Origin of the sequence: Streptosporangium sp. NPDC020072, from assembly GCF_040631445.1 — a bacterium.
In the GTDB taxonomy this organism is placed as follows: Bacteria; Actinomycetota; Actinomycetes; order Streptosporangiales; family Streptosporangiaceae; genus Streptosporangium.
Map to the genome: position 1 here is coordinate 347,429 of NZ_JBEYAB010000005.1, position 19,667 is coordinate 367,095.

Sequence of the window (19,667 nt, forward strand, 5' to 3'; positions counted from 1 at the left end):
AAGATCATGGAACTCACCACCTTCTGGTTCGCGATCATCGCGTTCCTGTGGACCGGCTACTTCGTCCTTGAGGGGTTCGACTTCGGAGTCGGGCTGCTCGCCCCGGTGCTCTCCAGGAACGAGGCGGAGCGCAAGCAGGTGCTCGGCACGATCGGCCCCGTCTGGGACGGCAACGAGGTCTGGCTGATCACCGCGGTCGGCGCGATGTTCGCCGCCTTCCCCGCCTGGTACGCCGGGATGCTCAGCACGTTCTACCTGCCGCTCACGCTGATCCTGGCGGGGCTCATCGTGCGCGGTGTCGGCCTTGAGTGGCGGGGCAAGGTCCAGCACGCCTCCGACCGCGCCTGGTGCGACCTGGGCGTCATGGTCGGCAGCGGGCTGACCGCCTTCCTGTGGGGCGCCGTCTTCGCCGACCTGCTGCACGGCAGCGCCCTGGCGGCGCTGGTCGGCGGGGTGTTCTCGCTGTCGGTCTGCGCGCTGCACGGCGCGGTCTTCGTCGCCCTCAAGACGACCGGAGCCGTACGGGCCAGGGCCCGCCGTACCGCGATGGCGGTCTCCGCGGTCGCGGTGCCCGCCGCGGTCGTCGCCCTGTCCGGCATCCCCGCGGCCCGTACGGCCGTGGCCGACTGGACCGCCGCGCCGTGGCTGTGGGCCTGCGCGCTGACCGCGACGGCGGCCCTGGCCGCCGGGGTCGCGCTGGTCTGGCGGGGCAGGGAGGGCTGGGCGTTCACCGCGACCGCCTCCTCGCTCGCGCTGGGCGGCGTCGCCCTGTTCGGCGCCCTGTGGCCCGCCCCGCTGCCCGGCCTCACCGTCGCCGGGGCGGCCTCCGGGCCGTACACGCTGGGCATGCTGACCTGGATCGGCCTGGCCGCGCTGCCCTTCGTGCTCGGCTACCAGGCCTGGTCCTACTGGGTGTTCCGCAAGAGGCTGGTCGCCGAGCCGGTCTGACCGGTCCGCCGGTCAGGGGAGGCCGAGCGGCGCAGGTCGAACAGCTCCGACGGGGAGATGGGCATCCGGTCGATCATGATGCCCTCCGCGTCCTCGACGGCGGAGGCGATCACCGCGGAGACCGGGATGACCCCCGCCTCCCCCGCCCCCTTGACGCCGAGCGGGTTCAACGGCGACGGCGTCCGCAGGTGGGCGGTCTCCACGTGGGGGACCTCGGTCGCGTACGGCATCAGGAAGTCCATGAACGAGGCGTTCAGCAACTGGCCGTGCTCGTCGTAGACCATCCGCTCGTACAGCGCGCCGCCGACGCCCTGGGCGACCCCGCCGTGGATCTGCCCCTCGACGATCATCGGGTTGATCAGGTTGCCGCAGTCGTGGACGACGGCGTAGCGCAGGATGCGGATCTCCGCGGTCAGCGGGTCGGTCTCCACGATCGCCGCGTGCATGCCGGAGGCGAAGGTCGAGCGGATCGGCGAGTAGTAGCCACGGCCCTCAAGCCCCGGCTCGTCCCCCTCGGCGACCGGCGGCCTGTCCGGGGACGGGGTGCCCGCGAACTGGGTCGCCCGGCCCGCCTCCGCGTCGAAGGCGTAGCGCAGCGGATTGGACAGCACCGCGACCGTGGCCAGCGGCAGGCCCGTGCCCGGCGAGCCGACGACCCGCACCATCCCGTCGACGATCTCCAGGTCGCCGGGGTCGGCCTCCAGGGCGTCCGAGGCGATCCGCAGCGCCTTCTCCCTGACCTTCCCGCAGGCCAGGGCGATGGCGTTGCCGCTCATCACCGCCGCCCGCGAGGCGAACGTGCCGACCGCGTAGCCGAACCTGCGGGTGTCGCCGGTGACCACGCTGACCCGTTCGATCGGCACGCCGAGCTCGGAGGCGGCGATCTGGGCGAACACCGTCTCGTGGCCCTGGCCCTGGGAGGTGAGGCCGGTCGAGACGTGCACCCGGCCGTCGGAGGTGATCTGGACGTGACCCCCCTCGTACGGCCCGACCCCGGTGCCCTCCACGTAGCAGCCGATGCCGATGCCGAGCCTGCGTCCCTGTCCCGCGGCCCGTTCCCTCAGCGCGGGGAAGTCGTCCCAGCCGACGAGTTCCTTGAGCATGCGCAGCGACGCCGGGTAGTCGCCGCTGTCGTAGATCAGCGGACGGCCGTCCTGGAAGGTCAGGCCCTGGTCGTAGGGGAACTCCTCCGGCTGGATGAAGTTGGCCTCGCGCACCGCCGTACGGTCCAGGCCCAGGTGCCGGGCGATGCGGTCCATCGTCCGTTCCATGCAGAAGACCGCCTGCGGGCGCCCCGCCCCCCGGTACGGCGTGACCTGCACGGTGTTGGTGTAGAGGGAGGAGAACTCCACCCGGTAGGCGCCCAGCTTGTAGGGGCCGGGAAGCTGGGTCGAGGTGATGATCGGCACGATGATCCCGTACGGCGTGTAGGCGCCGTGGTCGTGCAGGATCGTCACGTCGAGCCCGAGCACCCGTCCCCGGTCGTCGAAGCCGACCCGGACGTGGTGCGCCTGGGCGCGCTCGTGCGCCGAGGAGACGAAGTGCTCACGCCTGTCCTCGGTCCACCTGACCTCGTGGCCGAGCAGCATGGCGGCCCACGGGACGAGCACCTCCTCCGGCCAGGGGTGCACGATCTTGACGCCGAACCCGCCGCCCACGTCCGGGGCGACGACCTCGACCTGGGGCAGCGGCAGGCCGAGCTTGGCGGCGATCGCCATCCTGACGCTGGTGGAGGTCTGGGTGCTCGAATGCACCCGCAGCGACCGGTCCCCGGCGTCCCAGCGGGCGTGCACCCCGCGCCCCTCAAGGGGCGTGGCGGCGCTGCGCTCGATGTCCAGGCCGAACTCCAGCCGGTACGGCGCCGCCTCGATCGCCTCCCTGGCGCCCAGTCCGGTCGCCGAGCGCACCTCCTGGACCAGGTGGGCGCCGACGTTGCCCGGCACGTCCCGGTGGACCAGCGTCTCGGCGCGCCGCGCCCGCTCGATGCCGACGACCGGCGTGAGCGGCTCGTAGTCGACCTCGATCAGCGCGCAGACGTCCTCGGCGAGGTAGCGGTCGCGGGCGACGACCATCACGACGGGCTCGCCGACGTGCCTGACGACGTCCCGCGCCAGCGGGTGGGCGGTACGGCCGTGGGTCAGCGCCGGATGCGGGATCAGCAGCGGCAGCGGCTCGGCCAGCCGGGCGGGCAGGTCCTCCCAGGTGTAGACCGCCACCAGCCCCTCGACGTCGATCGCCGCCGAGACGTCTATGTCGCGGATCACGGCGTGCGCGTGCGGGGACCTGACGAACGCCGCCTCGAAGGCGCCCTCGCCGATGTCGTCCAGGTAGCGGCCCCCGCCGGTCAGCAGCCTGGGGTCCTCCCTGCGCCGTACCGGCTCCCCGAACAGCCGTGTCGTCACCGCTCCTCCGCCAGGATCTCGGCGGCCCGGTGGACCGCTCTGACGATGTTCTGGTAGCCGGTGCACCGGCACAGGTTGCCGGAGAGCCCCTCGACGACCTCCTCCTCACCCGGCGCCGGGTTGTCGCGCAGCAGGGCGGTGACCGTGCACAGGAACCCCGGCGTGCAGAACCCGCACTGCAGGCCGTGGCACTCGGCGAAGGCCCGCTGCACCGGGGAGAGCGTGCCGTCCGGCTCCGCGAGCCCCTCCACGGTCGTCACCTCGTGCCCGTCCGCGCTCGCCGCGAACATCAGGCACGAGCGCACCGGCCGCCCGTCGAACAGCACCGTGCAGCACCCGCAGACGCCGTGCTCGCACCCGACGTGTGTGCCGGTCAGCCCGAGGTCGTGCCGCAGGCAGTCCGACAGCAGCCGCCGCCCCGGCACCGTGACCCGCCGTACGACCCCGTTGACCGTCAGGGTGATCGCGATGTCCCTCACCCGCGCGCCGCCTTCCGCTCCACTTCCTGCGCCGCCTGCCGGGCCGCCTCTGTCAGCGCCCGTTCGGCCAGCACCCCCAGCAGGTGCCGCCGGTAGTCCGCGCTCGCGTGGATGTCGGCCTCCGGTTCCGTCCCGTCCCGTACGGCCGCCGCCGCGCCCCGCCAGTCGGCCGACCCCCACGGGTGGTGGCCGCAGGCCCCGGAGACGTCCACGACCACCGGGACCGGCCCGGCGCTCACGCACGCCGCCCTGGCCGTGACGACCCGCAGGTCCTCGTCCAGGACGACCAGCGCGGCCACCCCGGCCACCGCGTAGTCGCCGTGCCGCCTGGCCACCTCGTGGAAGGCCGTGCCCGAACGCGGCGCCAGGGCGGGGAACAGCGCCGAGACGGCCAGTTCTCCCGGCCGCAGCGCCGATTCGAGGGGACCGGTGAAGAAGGCGCCCGCGGGGACCTCCCTCGTCGCGCCCGCGCTCGCCAGCCGTACCGAACCGCCGAGCAGGGCCAGCACGGCGGGCAGTTCGGCGGCGGGGTCGGCGTGCGCCAGGCTGCCGACCACGGTGCCCCGGTTGCGGATCACCGGGTGGGCGACCAGCCTGAGCGCCCTGCGCAGCAGGGGCTGTACGGCGGCGACCGGCTCGGAGTGTTCGACCTGGGCGTGCCTGGCCAGCGCGCCGACCAGGACGCCGCCGGGCCCGGCCTCCACGGTGGCCAGTTCGGTGAGCCCGTTGACGTCCACGATGTGCCGGGGATGCGTCAGGCGCATGTTCAGCATCGGGATCAGGCTCTGTCCCCCGGCGAGGACCTTGCCCTCCCGTCCGGCGGCGGCGAGGATCTCCAGCGCCTCGCCGAGGGAACGGGGGGCGTGGTAGTCGAACGGGGGAGGCTTCACCCGGCCGCCCTTCCCTCGCCCGTTCCTCCGCTGTCCTGGCCGCCTGCCGCTCCCCCGCCCTCCCGCTCTCCGCGTCGCAGCGCCCGCAGCAGGTGGTAGCCGCCGACGACCACGACGGTGCCCAGCGCGATGCCCTCAAGGGTGAAGGCCGAGCCGAAGGTGTGCCTGACCGGGCCGATGGCGAGGATGATCCCCGCCCCGATCGGCACCATGTTGACCGGGTCGGAGAAGTCGACGCGGTTCTCCACCCAGATCTTCGCGCCGAGCAGGCCGATCATGCCGTAGAGGATCACCGTGATGCCGCCGAGCACACCGCCCGGGGTCGCCGCGACCAGCGCGCCGAACTTGGGGCACAGACCGAACAGGATCGCGATGAGGGCCGCGATGTAGTACGCGGCCGTCGAGTAGACCCTGGTCGCGGCCATGACGCCGATGTTCTCCGCGTAGGTGGTCGTCGGGGAGCCGCCGAAGGCGCTGGCGACGGCGGTGGCCAGGCCGTCCGCCGCGATGGCCCTGCCCAGGTAGGGGTCCACGTCGGTGCGGGTCATCTCACCGACGGCCTTGACGTGGCCGACGTTCTCCGCGACGAGCGCGATCACCGCGGGCAGCACCAGCAGCACGGCGGAGACCCTGATGTCCGGCAGGTGCGTGTCCGGCCACCCGACCCAGGCGGCGTCGGCGACCGCGGAGAGGTCCACCCTGGGATGGGTGTCGATCCGCTGGGTCACCGCGTTGTAGGCGGTGACGTCCCCGAGGACCCGGTCGGCCGCCCAGGACAGCGCGAAGCCGAGGACCAGGCCGAGCAGGATGGCGATCCGGCCGGCGAACCCCCGCAGGACCACGAGGAACAGGAAGGTCGCGGTCATCGTGACCAGCGCGATCCACTGGTCCTGCGGCCAGTAGACGTCGGCGACCACGTAGGCCAGCCCGAAGCCGATCAGCATGACGACCGCACCGGTGACGACCGGCGGGAAGACCCGGTTGATGACCTGCACGCCCAGCCGATGTACGGCGAGGCCGACCAGGGCCAGCACCAGCCCGACGACGAGGACGGCGCCGGTGACGACCGCGTCGGCCGCGGGCGTGTCCCCGCCGTACAGGGACCTGATGGCGAGCACTCCGCCGACGAAGGAGGCGCTGGTACCGAGGTAGCTGGGGATCCTGCCGTTCACGACGAGCAGGAACATGATCGTCGCGACGCCGGAGAACATGATGGCGATGTTGGGGTCGAGACCCATGACCAGCGGGAAGACGAACGTCGCGCCGAACATCGCCACGACGTGCTGCGCGCCGAAACCGACCATGCGCGGCCAGGACATCCGCTCGTCCGGTTTGACGACCTCACCGGGCGCGAGGGTCCTGCCGTCCCCGTGTTTGGCCCACCCCGCAACCATCACGCCCCACCTCTCACCGGGCCGTCGGTCGGCGGCCGCCCCGCAGGCTTCCCTCCGGCGAACTCCCATGCCGTCGTCGCGGCCCGCGCCACGGACGGGCGAGGGTCTACGGAGGGTTTCCCGTAGGCACCACGTGCGAAACCCAGCTGTGTGATCATGGGGAGGTTGGAGAGATTGGTCAGAGAACTCCCGGTACGACCATGTGATGCAGTACGGTGAGTGGCGCTTTCGCGACTTTGAGTGAACCGTCCTGATCGGCCCCAGAGAAGAGTAGGCGCGCCCCCATGCAGGCTTTCACGCTGCCCGGCTTCTACATCCCGCACCCCGCCAGGCTCAATCCGCATCTGGAACGTGCCCGCGCGCACAGCAACGCCTGGGCCCGCGAGATGGGCATGCTCGACTCCCCCAAGCCCGGTGGCGGTCTTGTCTGGGACGAGCAGGCGCTGGCGAAGATGGACTACGCGCTGATGTGCGCCTACACCCACCCCGACTGCGACGGCCCCGCCCTGGACCTGATCACCGACTGGTACGTCTGGGTGTTCTTCTTCGACGACCACTTCCTTGAGCACTTCAAGCACTCGCGTGACCTGCGCGGCGCCAAGGCGCACCTCGACCGGCTCGAACTGTTCATGACCGTGGACGGCCAGGAGCCGCCCGAGCCGGAGAACCCCGCGGAGGCCGGGCTGAAGGACCTGTGGAGGCGGACGATCCCCTCGATGTCGGCCGGGTGGCGGCGGCGGTTCATCACCAGCACGCACAACCTGATGATCGAGTCGATGTGGGAGCTGCACAACATCGACCAGGGCAGGATCGCCAACCCCATCGAGTACATCCAGATGCGGCGCAGGGTCGGCGGGGCACCCTGGTCGGCCAACCTCGTCGAGTACGCCGTCGGCGCCGAGATCCCCGACGTCCTGGCCGGGACCAGGCCGCTGCACGTGCTGTGCGACACCTTCTCCGACGCCGTGCACCTGCGCAACGACCTGTTCTCCTACCAGCGCGAGGTCCGCGAGGAGGGGGAGAACTCCAACGCGGTCCTGGTCTTCGAGCGCTTCCTCGACTGCCCGACCCAGGAGGCCGCCGAACTGGTCAACGAACTGCTGACCTCACGGCTGCTGCAGTTCGAGGACACCGCGCTCGCCGAGATCCCGGCGCTGCTGGCCGAGCACGCCCTGCCCCCGGACGAGCAGGTCGCGGTCGGCCTGTACGTCAAGGGCCTGCAGGACTGGCAGTCGGGCGGCCACGAGTGGCACGCCAGGTCGAGCCGCTACATGAACGAGGGGGCCGTCACCTCCCCCGGCGTCTCCAGGGGGCCGCTCGGCCTGGGCACCTCGGCCGCGCGGCTGCCGACCGCGGCGCTGACGCCGGGCCTGGCCCGCAGGACGCGCCAGCAGTCCCACCGGCCCTTCGAGCCGGTCGGTCACCTGCCGCTGCCCGACTTCCACATGCCCTATCCCGTCCGCATCAGCCCCCACCTGGACGCCGCCCGCCGCGACTCGGTCGGCTGGGCGCGCCGGGTCGGCCTGTTCGACGCGATCCCCGGAGTCGAGGCCGGCGGCGTCTGGGACGAGCGGCGTTTCCTGCTCTTCGACCTGGCGCACTGCGCCTCGATGATCCACGCCGACGCGAGTCTCGAACAGCTCAACCTGTCGTCCGACTGGCTGTCCTGGGGCACCTACGGCGACGACTACTACCCCGTGGTCTTCGGCGCCTCCCGCGACCTGGCCGCGGCCAAGCTCTGCGACGAGCGGCTCGGCCTGTTCATGCCGATCGACCTGGGCGCGGTCCCCGAGCCGCTCAACCCGCTCGAACGGGGCCTGGCCGACCTGTGGCACCGTACGGCCGCGCCGATGAACGAGGCCGCCAGGCGTGACTTCCGCGCGGCGATCGAGGCGATGACCAGCAGCTGGCTGTGGGAGCTGGGCAACCAGACGGGCAACCGGGTCCCCGACCCCGTCGACTACGTCGAGATGCGCCGCGACACGTTCGGCTCCGGCCTGACGATGAGCCTGGCCAAGCTCGCGCACTACGACCTGGTGCCCGCCGAGCTGTACCACACCAGGGTGATGCGTGAGCTGGACACCGCCGCCCAGGACTACGCGACCTTCACCAACGACCTGTTCTCCTACCAGAAGGAGGTCGAGTTCGAGGGTGAGGTCCACAACATGGTGCTGGTCGTGGAGAACTTCCTCCAGGTGGACCGGCTGACCGCCAGGGACGTCGTGGCGGACCTGATGACGGCGCGGATGCGGCAGTTCCAGCACATCGTCGAGGAGGACCTGCCCGCGATGTTCGAGGAGTTCGGCCTCGGCGACGAGGTTCGCGGCGTCCTCACCCGGCACGCCGACGGCCTCAAGGAGTGGATGTCGGGAATCCTGGAGTGGCACCGCAGGTGCGCGCGGTACACCGAGGCCGAGCTGCGCCGCCACCACCACGGCTCCGTGTCCGCGGTGGTGCCCGCGACGGTGGTCTCCCGGTTCCTGCCCTCGGGGCCGGGCACCTCGGCGCTGCGCCTGCGCCCCGCCGCCGCGCGCGACGTGCCCTCCTCCCCCGCACCGGCTCCGGCGGCCCCGGCGGGGGTCGCCGCGTTCAGGAGGCCCTCCGGGCTCGGCACGTCCGCGGCCAGGCTCTCCCCGGTCTCCGTGCCGTCCCCCTCGGGGAGCGGCCCGGCGTGACGGTCAGCCGCCGGGGGCGACCACGTGGATCTCGAAGCCGTCCCCGGCGACGACCTGTCCGGCGCGGATCTTGCAGGTCTTGCGGAGCTCGACCCGCCCGTCGACCGTCACGTTGCCCTCGGCGATGAAGTGCTTGGCCTGGCCGCCCGTGTCGGTCACGGCGCAGTACTTCAGCAGGTCGCACAACGGGATGTAGTCGGTTTCCAGCTCAAAGGTCTCGTCCACGCCCGTGAGTCTAGATGCCCCGCATCCGCAGGACGTGCAGGGCCAGGGTCAGGTTCAGCCGCAGATGGGCGTCCTCGGTGAAGTCGCCCAGCATCCGTTCCAGCTTGCCGATCCGGTAGCGCAGGGTGTTGTAGTGGAAGTGCAGCCGCCTGGCCGTCTCCGCGACGTTGAGGTTGGTCTCCAGCAGCACCTGCAGGGTCCTGCGCAGGTCGCCGTTGTCGGCGTCGGTGTCGGAGGCGAGCGGGCCGAGGGTCTCACGGACGAAGGCGTGCAGTTCCTCGGTGTCGCTGACCAGGGAGAGCAGCCGGTAGACCCCCAGCTGGTCGAAGTGGGCGACCGCGCCGGGGCCGTGGAGCTGGCGGCCGACCCTGGCGGCCTTCACGGCCTGGCCGTACGCCTCCGGCAGGACCTCGATCCCGGCGGCCGTACGGCTCGCGCCGGTCGAGAAGGTCGCGGGCAGGCACTCGGCGAACGCGGCGACGGCGTCCCTGGCCAGGCGGGTGGTGTCCACGGCGGCGTCCACGACCGCGACGACCTCGTGGGAGAAGCCCGCGACCGCGCCGTGCCCGTCGTGACGGCGCATCGCGCTGGTCCAGCAGGTGACCAGCCTGTCCTGGGCGACGCGTTCGTCGCCGTCCGGATCGAGTTCGGCGACCAGGACGGTCACCGGGCGCCGCAGGTCCCAGCCGAAGGCCCTGGCCCGCGCGGCGACCCGTTCGGCGCTGCCCGCCCTGCCGGTGAGCACGTCGCGCAGGAAGTCGGCGCGGTACTTGCTCTCGACGGCGTTCACCGCCTCCTGCCTGGTGATCACGAGCGCGGCCACGGTGGCCGCGCGCTCCAGGATGCCGATGTCGTTCTCCCCCGGCCTCGGCGGGGCGCAGGCGACGATCCGCCCGTGGTGGTGGCCGCCCGCGACGACGGGGACGAAAAGGTGTTCCCCCCGGTCCCGCGCTCCCGACGCGCGCAGCCCGGCCACCTGCTCGGCGGGCCCCGCCGCGGCCAGCACCTGCCCCGCCCCGTCCAGTACGGCGACGGCGGCGCCGAGCAGCCCGGCCACCTCCTCGGTCACCTCGCCCAGCCCGCCGCCCGCGAGCACGACCTGGACCAGCGCCCGGTGCGCCTCCTCCGCCCTGGCCAGCGCCGCGGCCTGCCGGTTGAGGATGTCGGTGAGGACCTGGTTGAGGATGTCGTCGAAGCCGACGTCCTCGGGGAGCTGGATGAGCGGGAACCCGAGCCGGTCGGCCTGTTCGACCATCTCCTCGGGCAGCCGGTCCAGATAGCGGCCGAGTTTGATGCCCAGCGCGGCCAGGCCGCGTTCGTCCAGGTCGCTGACCAGCCGGTCGAGTGACTGCGGGGTGTTGCGCAGCGGATAGCCGGTGGTGAGCAGCAACTCGTTCGGCTTCACCCAGGCGAGGATGTCGGGAACCTCCATGACGTTGAGCCGCTGCACGATCCTGCCGAGGCCGCGTCCTCCGGCCAGCAGCCTGGCCCCGGCGAGTGTCGAGGCGCCCAGTACCTCGCCTACGGCCACGCCGTGGGTGATGGTTCCGGTGCTCGCCAGCCGTACAGGAGGTTCCATGACGTGATTGTCACCGATAAGGCCGTCTGTCAGGAAGAACCAACCTTTGGGGTTTCTGTTGGCACCTTTCTCCGTACGGCGAGCTCGCCGGGCGTTCTACCGTCGGCTCAGTGGAACGGGGGCGTCCTGGCCGGTCACAGCCGCGCGACACGGTGACGACACGACCGCGGCACAAGCACGGCACAGCACGGCACAGCACGGCACGGTGAAAGGCAGGCGAGGGCTCATGACCGTCGGAGCGCGTCCGAGGGCCCGGCGGAGCCGGGGCGTCCAGCCAGGACATGTACGGGCGCACGCGACGGGCGCGGCCGGCACGGCCCTGCGCGCGCTGCTGGAGTCGCCCCGCCGCCCCGCGCGGGTGCTCGCGGCCTTCCCCGCCGGGATCTACCTTGAGATCCGCACAGAGCTGGAACCCCACGTGGTCGCGGTGCTCTCGGGGGACGCGGTCCGGCTGCCCAACGCGATGGTGATCAACGGCCCGATGCCCCGGGTCGCCGTGGGCGAGGAGGCGTGGGTCGGTGACGGTTCCATCGAGCTCGGCGGCCTCGGCCTGCGGGCGCACCGCTGGTGGGACGCGGCGCCGCCGCTCGGTCCCGTCGAGCCCGCGCTGCTGGCCTCCTGGCTGCCGGTGCTTTCCGGACTGTGCGAGCGTTCGCCGAGACGTCCCGGGCTTGAGGGCAACGACGCCGCCGTACGGCTCGCGCTCGGGTGCGCGGAGGGTTCGCTGCTGCGCGGCGTCACGGCCGCCGAGCAGCTCGTGGGTCTCGGCCCCGGCCTCACCCCGAGCGGTGACGACATGATCGCCGGGCTGCTGGTCGCGCTGCGCCATCTCGGCACCGCCTCGGGCGTCGGCCGGGCCGTGTGGCTGGCCGACTGGCTGGCCGCGGCGGTCACCTTCGAAGCCCGTGAGCGGACGACGCCCATCTCCGCGGCGCTGCTGCACTGCGCCGCCAGAGGTGAGGCGTGCGGGGAGGTGCTGGCCGTACTGCGGGGCCTGGCCGGGCGGCAGGCGCTCGAACCCGCGCTGCACCGGCTGTTCCAGATCGGCCACACCTCGGGAGCCGACCTGGCGTGGGGGGTGCGCGCCGGTCTCGCCGCGGTGGCCGGGCTTGCGGGAGCGGGCCGTTGAGCGCCGACCTGGTCCGGGTGCGCCCCGGGGTCTACCACGACTCGGTGAGCCTCATGCGGGTCAGCGGGGCCCTGTCGGCGCTGCCCGGGATCGAGGTGGCGGTGGTGGCGATGGCCACCGAACTGAACCTCGGCCTCGCCGCCGGGCTGGGTTTCGCGCTGCCCGAGGCGGGACAGGGCGACCTGCTGGTCGCGCTGCGCGGCGCGGGCCCCGATGACCTGGAGACGGCGCGCGCCGAGCTGGACCGGCTGCTCACGGGCCTCACCGTACGAACCGTTCAGGGAGGCGGCGGGGAACGGCCCGCGCGCACCGTGCGCTCGGCGGCGCTGCGCGGGGCCGGTGAGAGCGGTGAAGGCGCTGCCACGCTGGCGCTGGTCTCGGTGCCGGGGCCCTACGCGTTCGCCGAGGCGATGGACGCGATCGAGGCAGGTCTCTCGGTGATGATCTTCAGCGACAACGTCCCCGTCGAGCAGGAGGTGCTGCTCAAGAGGCGCGCGGCCGAGCTGGGCCCGCTGGTCATGGGGCCGGACTGCGGCACCGCGGTGGTCTGCGGCGCGGGTCTCGGTTTCGCGAACGTGCTGCGGCCCGGTCCCGTCGGCGTCGTCGCCGCCTCGGGGACGGGTGCCCAGCAGGTGACCTGTCTGCTGGACCTGGCCGGTGTCGGGGTCAGCCACGTGCTCGGCGTCGGCGGCAGGGACCTGTCCGCCGAGGTCGCCGGGCTGTCCACACTGCGTGCCCTGGCGGCGCTCGACGCCGACCCCGCGACCGAGCTGATCGTGCTGGTCTCCAAACCACCCGCCCCCGAGACCGGCCTGGCCGTACGACGGGCCGCGCGGGCGCTGTCCACCCCGGTCGTGACGGCGCTGCTCGGGTCCGGCTGTGACCTCGACTGTGACCTCGACGGCGGCTCCGGGGGCGGACCCGGCGACCTGACCCACGCGGCGGAGGCCGTACTGCGGGCCCTGGGTGTCCCGGTCCCGGTGTGGCCCTCGTGGCCTGCACCCGTGAGCCCGCGGGCGGGCCCCGCCGGGACGCTGCGCGGCGTCTACTCGGGGGGCACGCTGTGCGCGGAGGCGAGGACGGTCGCCGGGACCGGGGAGTTCACCGACTTCGGCGACGACGTCTACACCCGGGGCAGGGCGCACCCGATGATCGACCCCTCCCTGCGCCTTGAGGCCCTCGCACGGGTGCCTGCGGGGGACGTCGCGCTGCTCGACGTGGTCCTCGGACACGCCGCCGACCCCGACCCGGCCGCCGGGCTCGCCTCCGGGATCGCCTCGGCCGTGGCCCGGGGCGTGCCGGTCGTGGTGGCGCTGGTCGGCTCGCGTGACGACCCGCAGGGGCTGACCGCCCAGGCGGAGGCGCTGCGGGCGGCGGGCGCCTCGGTCTTCGTCTCCAACGCCCACGCGGCCGGGTACACGGTGGCCCTTCTGGCGGGTGCGCGGTGACTCCGGCGACTCCGGCGACTCCGGCTTTGCTGCCCGCCCTCTACGGGGAGCCCAGGGTGGTCACGGCCGGGGCCGAGGTGTTCGGGGAGGCTCTGGACGCGCAGGCCGTACCGAGGATGGCCGTCGACTGGCGTCCGCCGCTGCCGGGCACCGGGGACGACGTCGCACGGGTGCTGGCCGACCCCCGCAGGTCCCGCGCGAACGCGACGGCGCTCGGCCGCATGACGTCGGCCAGGCCCCACCTCGTGGGGGTACGGCGGGCGGGTGAGGCCCTCGGCCTGCCGCCGGGCACGTTCCTGCACGCGGGCCCGCCGATCCGCTGGGAACGCGCCTCGGGACCGCTGCGCGGCGCGCTCACCGGGGCGGTGCTGCTCGAAGGACTGGCCGGGGACCCCGAGGAGGCGCTGCGGCTGCTCGAACAGGGGCGTGTCCGCCTTGAGCCCTGCCACGGGTGGGGCGCGGTCGGGCCGATGGCGGGCGTGGTCAGCCCGTCCATGTGGATGTTCGAGGTGCGTGACGAGGAGAACGGCGGCACCGCCTGCTGCTCGCTCAACGAGGGCCTGGGCAGGGTGCTGCGCTACGGCGCCTACGACGACGGGGTGCTGCGGCGGCTGCGCTGGATGGGCGAGGTGCTCGGCCCCGCGCTGCGCGAGACGCTGCGGGCGTCCGGGCCGCTCGACCTCGGGGCGCTGATGGCGCAGGCCCTGCAGATGGGCGACGAGCTGCACAACCGCAACCGCGCCGCCACCTCGCTGCTGGTGCGGGAGCTGGCCTGCGGCCTGGTCGAGACGGCTCCCCTGCACGCGGCTGAGGTGCTGCGCTTCGTCGGCGGCAACGACCACTTCTTCCTCAACGCGGCCATGGCGGCGTGCAAGGTGAGCGCGGACGCCGCCAGGGACGTCCCCGGCTCCAGCCTCGTCGTGGCGATGGCCCGCAACGGCACCGACTTCGGCGTGCAGGTCTCCGGGCTTGGCGAGCGCTGGTTCACCGGCCCCGCCGCCGTGCCCGACGGTCTCTACCTCGGCGCGTACGGCCCGCGGGACGCCAACCCCGACATCGGTGACTCCACGATCACCGAGACGGCGGGCCTGGGCGGCTTCGCGATGGCGGCTGCCCCGGCGATCGTCCGGTTCGTCGGCGGGGAGGTGGCCGCCGCGACGGAGGCGACCCTCTCCATGTACGAGATCACCCTCGCCGAACACCCGGTCTACCGGATCCCCGGGCTCGGTTTCCGCGGCACCCCGGTCGGCGTGGACGTGACGCTGGTCGCCAGGACCGGCCTGCTGCCGGTCGTCAACACCGGCATCGCGGGCAGGGTCGCGGGCACGGGACAGGTCGGCGCGGGCCTGGTGACCCCGCCCGTCTCGGCCTTCACCTCCGCGCTGGCCGCGCTGGCCGCGCTCGCCGAGGTCGCCGTCACCGAGGTCGCTGCCACCGGCGGGCCGCCGACTTCCGTTGCCTGACACGATCCCGATATCGTGTCCAACCTTGCGCATAGGGTTGGTTGCGGGGACGAGGCAGGACGACCGATCGTCTGCCGGGAGGGCCCCCATGGGTTCGGAGGGCGACACCATCGGCACGACCGAGGCGGAGGCGCAGGGCAGGCTGGTCGGCAGGCGTTACCGCCTGATCTCACCGGTCGGCCGGGGCGGTATGGGTGTGGTGTGGCACGCGCACGACGTGCTGCTCGACCGTGACGTGGCGGTCAAGGAGTTGATCCTCCCGCCCGGTCTCGACGAGGAGGGCATGCACGCCGCGCACCGGCGCATGCTGCGCGAGGCACGCTCGGCCGCCCGGCTCAGCCATCCGGGGATCATCACGGTCCACGACGTGGTCGAGGAGGACGGCCGTCCCTGGATCGTGATGGAGCTGGTCCGCGCCTGGTCCCTTGAGCAGGCCGTACGGCGCAACGGTCCGCTGCCGGTCGTGCAGGCCGCCGAGATCGCCGTCCGGGTGCTCGACGCGCTGCGGCACGCGCACGGCGCCGGGGTGCTGCACCGTGACATCAAACCGGGCAACGTGCTGCTCACCTCGGACCGGGTGGTGCTCACCGACTTCGGCATCGCCGCGATAGAGGGCGACGTCTCGGTCACCCAGACGGGCCTGCTGATGGGTTCGCCCGCCTACATCCCGCCGGAGCGCCTGTCCGGCAAGCCGATCACCCAGGCCGCCGACCTGTGGTCCTTCGGCGCGACGCTGTACACGGCGGTCGAGGGGCGGCCGCCGTACGAGGGGCCGGACGCGGTGGCCGTGCTCGGTGCGATCCTCACCCAGGAGCCCAACCGGCCGCAGCGGGCCGGGGCGCTGATCGCCGTCATCGAGGGCCTGCTCCGCAAGGACCCGGCGGACAGGATGACCGCCGGACAGGTCTCCGAGTTGCTGGGCCGGGTGCTGCGCAGCCACGGTTCCGCGGCCCACGACCAGCTGCCCACCGTGCCGCCCGCGCCCGAGGTCCTCACCCCGGTGCGGCCCGCGGCCCCGCAGCCCGCCCAGTTCTCACCGTTCTCCCAGACCTCGTTCACGCAGTCCGCGCCCGCCCAGCCGCCGGGACCGCCGGGACCTTCGGGGCCGACGGGACCGCTGCCCTCGCGGATCATCGAGACTCCCTCCGGGCCTGTCCGGGTGCCCTACGACGCGCCCGGGCTCGTCTCCGGGGCCTCCGCCGTCCACCCCAACGGCCGTCCCGCCACCCGCCCCGACGGTCAGGAGACGGGGCACGGCCGCGGGTACGACGCGTTACGCAGCCCGGCCTCCGGTCTCGGGCGTGGCTCCTTCGTCGACCTGCCCGAGGCTCCTCCCGCCTCGGCGCGGCGTTCGGCGCGCGGACGTGACGAGGAGGACACCCTGGCCGGGACACGGCCTCCCGCCGCGGGCGGCCGCAGGAGCGCGCGGCGCAGGGCCGTGAACGAGGGCCCCTGGATGCGCGGGGGCCGTCCGGCTCCCCTGCTGATCGCCGTCTGCGCGGTCGCGGCGCTGGCCGCGGTCGCCGCCGTACTGTTCCTGCTGTTCCTCCCCGGTTCGGCCACCCCGCAGGCGGCTCCCTCCCCGGCCGCTCCGGCCCCCTCCTCGGCCGCGCCGTCGCCGTCCCGGGCCGAGATCCCCGGCGGTTACCGGACCCTGGGCGCCGGGGGTGTCTCGGCGGCGCTGCCCGGGGGCTGGACGGTGCGTGAGGCCGACGGGGTCGTGACCTTCCACGGGCCGAGGAACAGCGGGCAGAGCGTCGTCGTCTCCCAGACAGCGGTGACCGACCCGGTCGCGGCGCTCGACGGGATCACCAAGGACGACCTGGACGAGTACACCGAGGTCGGGGTTGAGACGGTGCCGTACGGCTCGTGGCGGGCGGCCGACTGGGAGTACACCTACGTCAGGTCTCCCGGGGCCGTCCCCATGCATGGTTTGACGCGCTATGTCGCGGTGGACGGGCAGAGCGCCTACCTGATCTCGTTCACCGCCCAGGATCTCGACTGGGACCGGGGCACCCAGGCACGGCGGGTCTTCTTCTCCACGTTCCAGCCGAACGCCTGAGCGACCCCCACCATCCCACCCGATAAAGCGTTATAAGTGATGACAAAATTCATTTGTGACCGCAACCCCCACAAATAGCGCCATTTCCTATAAAGAAACACGGAAAGCAGCCGTGGTGCAGCGGCGAACGCTCGTCGTACTGTCCGTAGCGCAGATCGCCAGCGGGATCGGCACCGCCGTCGGCTTCACCCTGAGCTCCCTGGTCGTCGCACAGCTGTCGGGCTCGAAGACGATCAGCGGGCTCGCCGGGACCGCGACCGTCCTCGGCGCCGCCCTGCTCGCGCTCCCGACCGCCAGGACCTCCGGCAAGGGCGGACGGCGGGCCGGGCTGGCCCTCGCCTACGGCTGCGCCCTGGTGGGATGCGTGATCATCCTCGCGGCCGTCACCGTGCGGTCGTGGCCGCTGCTGCTCGGCGGGCTCGTGCTGTTCGGCAGCGCCGGCGCGGGCAGCCTGGCCTCCCGCTACTCGGCGACCGACCTGTCCCCGCCCGGGCACACCGCCCGGCACCTGGCGTGGGTGGTGTGGGCCGCGACGATCGGCTCCGTCGCTGGCCCCAACCTGGCCGAACCCGTGGAACGCCTCGGCCGCTCCCTCGGCCTGGCGCCGGACACCGGCCCCTTCGCGCTCTCCCTGATCGCCTTCGCCGTCGCCCTGGTCGTCATCCTGGCCGGTCTGCGCCCCGACCCGTTGCTCCTGGCCCGCTCCCTGGCCCCCGCGGAGAACCCGGCGGCCCCGGAAAAGGGAGGCCCCAGGCGGGGCGGCACCCCGCGCACCGCCTGGCGGACCCTGCGCCGGGAGCCGGGCGCCTCCCGGGCGCTGGCCGCGATCGCGGTGAGCCACACGGCGATGGTGTCGATCATGTCCATGACGCCGGTCCACCTGGGCCACGGCGGCGCGGCCTACTCGGTCATCGGCATCGTGCTCAGCCTGCACATCGCGGGCATGTACATCCTGTCCCCGGTGGTCGGCTGGCTCTCCGACCGGATCGGCCGGGTCAGAGTGCTCGTGCTCGGCATGGGGTTCCTGCTGGCCGCCGCGGTCCTGGCGGGCGGGGCCGGACCCCACGACGTCGCCCGGGTGGCGGCGGGGCTCACGCTGCTCGGCCTCGGCTGGTCCTGCGGGCTGATCTCCGGCTCCGCGATGCTCAGCGAGGCCGTACGGCTCGAAGACCGCCCCGCCGTACAGGGCGTGTCGGACCTGCTGATGAACGTCTGCGGCGCGGTGGGCGCGGCGCTCGCCGGGGTGGTCGTCGGCACCCTGTCCTACGGGGTGCTCGGGACGGCCGTCGCGGTCATGGTGACCGTCACCGGCGCCTGGCTGGTCCTGCGGCCCGTTCACTTGGCGTCGGCGTAACAGCGCACGGCGACGGCGTGCATCGGGAAACGCACCGGCGTGTCCCCGAACAGCAGCCCGGTCGCCTCCTCCGCGGCCCTGCCGACCGCCTCGACCACCTCCTGGCCCAGCTCGGCGGGACAGTGCACCATCACCTCGTCGTGCTGGAAGAACACCAGCGCCGCCGGAGGGGGCAGCAGGCCACGCAGGACGGCCATGAACGCCAGCGCCCACTCCGCCGCGGTCGCCTGGACCACGAAGTTGCGGGTGAAGCGCCCCCAGTCACGCGCCGCCCTGGCCCCCTCCGGCCCCGAGACCAGCTCCCGCCAGCGTGCCGAGGGCGGCGGCGAGGTACGGCCCAGCCAGGACCGGACCAGCCTGCCCTCCTCCCCCGCCCTGGCGGCGTCCTCGACGAACCGGTAGGCCCTGGGGAAGCGCTGGCGCATCACCGCCAGCAGCTTGGGCGCGTCGCCGCTGGTCCCGCCGTACATCGCCGACAGCAGGGCGATCTTGGCGTGGTCGCGTTCACCGCCGAACGCCCGGGCCAGCGCCTGGTAGAGGTCGATCTGCCCGGCCGCCGCCGCCAGGCCCCGGTCACCCGCCATCGCGGCCAGCACCCGGGGTTCCAGCTGGGCGGCGTCGGCGACGACCAGCGTCCAGCCCTCGTCGGCGACCACGACCCTGCGCATCACCTTGGGGATCTGCAACGCCCCTCCGCCGTTGGTCGCCCAGCGCCCCGAGACCACCCCGGCCACGACGTACTCGGGCCTGAAGCGGTTCTCCCGCACCCACTGGTCGGCCCAGGTCCAGCCGTGGAAGCTGTGGATCCTGGCCAGCTCCTTGTAGGCGAGCAGGGGCGCGACCCCGGGATGGTCGACCTCCTTGATCTCCCGCGCCCTGGTCGAGGTCACCGACAGACCGGCGGACTTGAACGCCTTGACGATCTGCTGCGGGGAGTCGGGGTTGAACGGGCCGCCGAAGGCCCGCGCGAGCTCGTCGGCCAGAGCCTGGAGCTTGGCCGGGCGCATGCCGTGCACGGGACGCGGCCCCAGCAGGTCGGTCAGCAGCTCGTCGTGCGCGTCACGACGCCACGGCATGCCCTCGTGGGCCATCTCGGCGGCCACCAGCGCCCCCGCCGACTCCGCGGCGACCAGCAGCCGGAACCGTCCCGGCTCGGGAAGGGCCTCGATCCGCCTGAGCTGGTCGGCGTGGACCTCGGCCACCAGGTCCGCGTCCGGCGGGGGCGCCTCCTCGTCGAACAACGTCGCCTGCCTGGCCTGCGGCCCGGGGTGCTCCTCGGGCACCGGCAGGCCGTGCAGCCTGGCGTGCGCGGCCCGCGCCGAACGGGGCTCGCCGTGGCGCCCCTCGTAGCCCAGCAGCAGCCCCTCGGCGAGGGCCAGGTCGTGACAGCGCCCCAGCCGCACCCCCTCACGCAACAGCGCCGGGTAGACCTCCCGCGTGTCGGCCCAGACCCAGCGGGGCGTCGCCGTCCCCGCCCCCGTCTCAAGCTCCCGTACGGCCGCCGCCAGATCGGCGACCGTCCGGGACCCCTGCCCTTCGGGGCGCAGCACCCCCGAGGTGCCGGGCCCCGCGGCGACTGCCACGTTCATCCGGCCAGCCTGTCACGCGGGACCGACACT

At 73.2% G+C, this 19,667-nt stretch carries 14 protein-coding genes; 7 read left to right on the forward strand and 7 right to left on the reverse strand.

Going from position 1 to position 19,667, the window contains the following annotated elements; genetic code table 11:
- Positions 1-6: 6 nt before the first annotated feature.
- On the forward strand, positions 7-948 hold the full coding sequence (gene cydB / locus ABZ470_RS14045; RefSeq protein ID WP_362911574.1) for a cytochrome d ubiquinol oxidase subunit II: 942 nt from the start codon (positions 7-9) through the stop codon (positions 946-948).
- Here the strand turns inward: cydB and cutA are convergent.
- The 4 genes from cutA to ABZ470_RS14065 are packed head-to-tail and all read right to left on the reverse strand — an operon-like array spanning position 906 to position 6,113.
- On the reverse strand, positions 906-3,350 hold the full coding sequence (cutA, locus tag ABZ470_RS14050; protein ID WP_362911575.1) for an aerobic carbon-monoxide dehydrogenase large subunit: 2,445 nt from the start codon (positions 3,348-3,350) through the stop codon (positions 906-908). The genes cydB and cutA overlap by 43 nt on opposite strands.
- A complete protein-coding gene (locus tag ABZ470_RS14055; protein ID WP_352011723.1) occupies positions 3,347-3,820 on the reverse strand; it encodes a (2Fe-2S)-binding protein in 474 nt (157 codons plus the stop codon). Before ABZ470_RS14055 ends, cutA begins: the two co-directional genes overlap by 4 nt.
- 5 nt (positions 3,821-3,825) lie before the next feature.
- A complete protein-coding gene (locus ABZ470_RS14060; protein WP_362911576.1) occupies positions 3,826-4,719 on the reverse strand; it encodes an FAD binding domain-containing protein in 894 nt (297 codons plus the stop codon).
- On the reverse strand, positions 4,716-6,113 hold the full coding sequence (locus tag ABZ470_RS14065; protein WP_362911577.1) for a solute carrier family 23 protein: 1,398 nt from the start codon (positions 6,111-6,113) through the stop codon (positions 4,716-4,718). Before ABZ470_RS14065 ends, ABZ470_RS14060 begins: the two co-directional genes overlap by 4 nt.
- A gap of 284 nt (positions 6,114-6,397) precedes the next feature.
- Here ABZ470_RS14065 and ABZ470_RS14070 point away from each other — a divergent pair, with 284 nt between their 5' ends.
- Positions 6,398-8,788 (forward strand): germacradienol/geosmin synthase, encoded by a 2,391-nt coding sequence (locus ABZ470_RS14070; RefSeq protein WP_362911578.1) that lies wholly within the window; start codon positions 6,398-6,400, stop codon positions 8,786-8,788.
- Between the two features lie 3 nt (positions 8,789-8,791).
- Here ABZ470_RS14070 and ABZ470_RS14075 read toward each other — a convergent pair whose 3' ends face one another.
- On the reverse strand, positions 8,792-9,013 hold the full coding sequence (locus tag ABZ470_RS14075) for an RNA-binding S4 domain-containing protein (RefSeq protein ID WP_352011344.1): 222 nt from the start codon (positions 9,011-9,013) through the stop codon (positions 8,792-8,794).
- A gap of 10 nt (positions 9,014-9,023) precedes the next feature.
- Positions 9,024-10,592, reverse strand: coding sequence for a PucR family transcriptional regulator ligand-binding domain-containing protein (locus ABZ470_RS14080; protein WP_362911579.1), 1,569 nt, complete (start codon positions 10,590-10,592; stop codon positions 9,024-9,026).
- A gap of 226 nt (positions 10,593-10,818) precedes the next feature.
- On the opposite strand from ABZ470_RS14080, the gene ABZ470_RS14085 reads away from it, so the two are divergent.
- From ABZ470_RS14085 to ABZ470_RS14105, 5 genes are all read left to right on the forward strand, one after another.
- Positions 10,819-11,721, forward strand: coding sequence for a DUF2877 domain-containing protein (locus ABZ470_RS14085; protein ID WP_362911580.1), 903 nt, complete (start codon positions 10,819-10,821; stop codon positions 11,719-11,721).
- Positions 11,718-13,169 carry an FdrA family protein gene (locus ABZ470_RS14090; RefSeq protein WP_362911581.1) on the forward strand — a complete coding sequence of 484 codons (1,452 nt, stop codon included), beginning with the start codon at positions 11,718-11,720 and terminating at the stop codon, positions 13,167-13,169. The genes ABZ470_RS14085 and ABZ470_RS14090 overlap by 4 nt, the downstream gene beginning before the upstream one ends.
- Entirely contained in the window at positions 13,166-14,632 is a 1,467-nt protein-coding gene (locus ABZ470_RS14095) for a DUF1116 domain-containing protein (protein WP_362911582.1), read from the forward strand. Before ABZ470_RS14090 ends, ABZ470_RS14095 begins: the two co-directional genes overlap by 4 nt.
- Before the next feature lie 88 nt (positions 14,633-14,720).
- Positions 14,721-16,694, forward strand: coding sequence for a serine/threonine-protein kinase (locus tag ABZ470_RS14100; RefSeq protein WP_362911583.1), 1,974 nt, complete (start codon positions 14,721-14,723; stop codon positions 16,692-16,694).
- 115 nt (positions 16,695-16,809) lie between these two features.
- Positions 16,810-18,048 (forward strand): MFS transporter, encoded by a 1,239-nt coding sequence (locus ABZ470_RS14105; protein ID WP_362911584.1) that lies wholly within the window; start codon positions 16,810-16,812, stop codon positions 18,046-18,048.
- On the opposite strand, the gene ABZ470_RS14110 is transcribed toward ABZ470_RS14105, so the two are convergent.
- Positions 18,030-19,637 (reverse strand): bifunctional 3'-5' exonuclease/DNA polymerase, encoded by a 1,608-nt coding sequence (locus tag ABZ470_RS14110; protein ID WP_362911585.1) that lies wholly within the window; start codon positions 19,635-19,637, stop codon positions 18,030-18,032. The two genes, ABZ470_RS14105 and ABZ470_RS14110, sit on opposite strands and share 19 nt — an antisense overlap.
- Positions 19,638-19,667 lie beyond the last annotated feature (30 nt).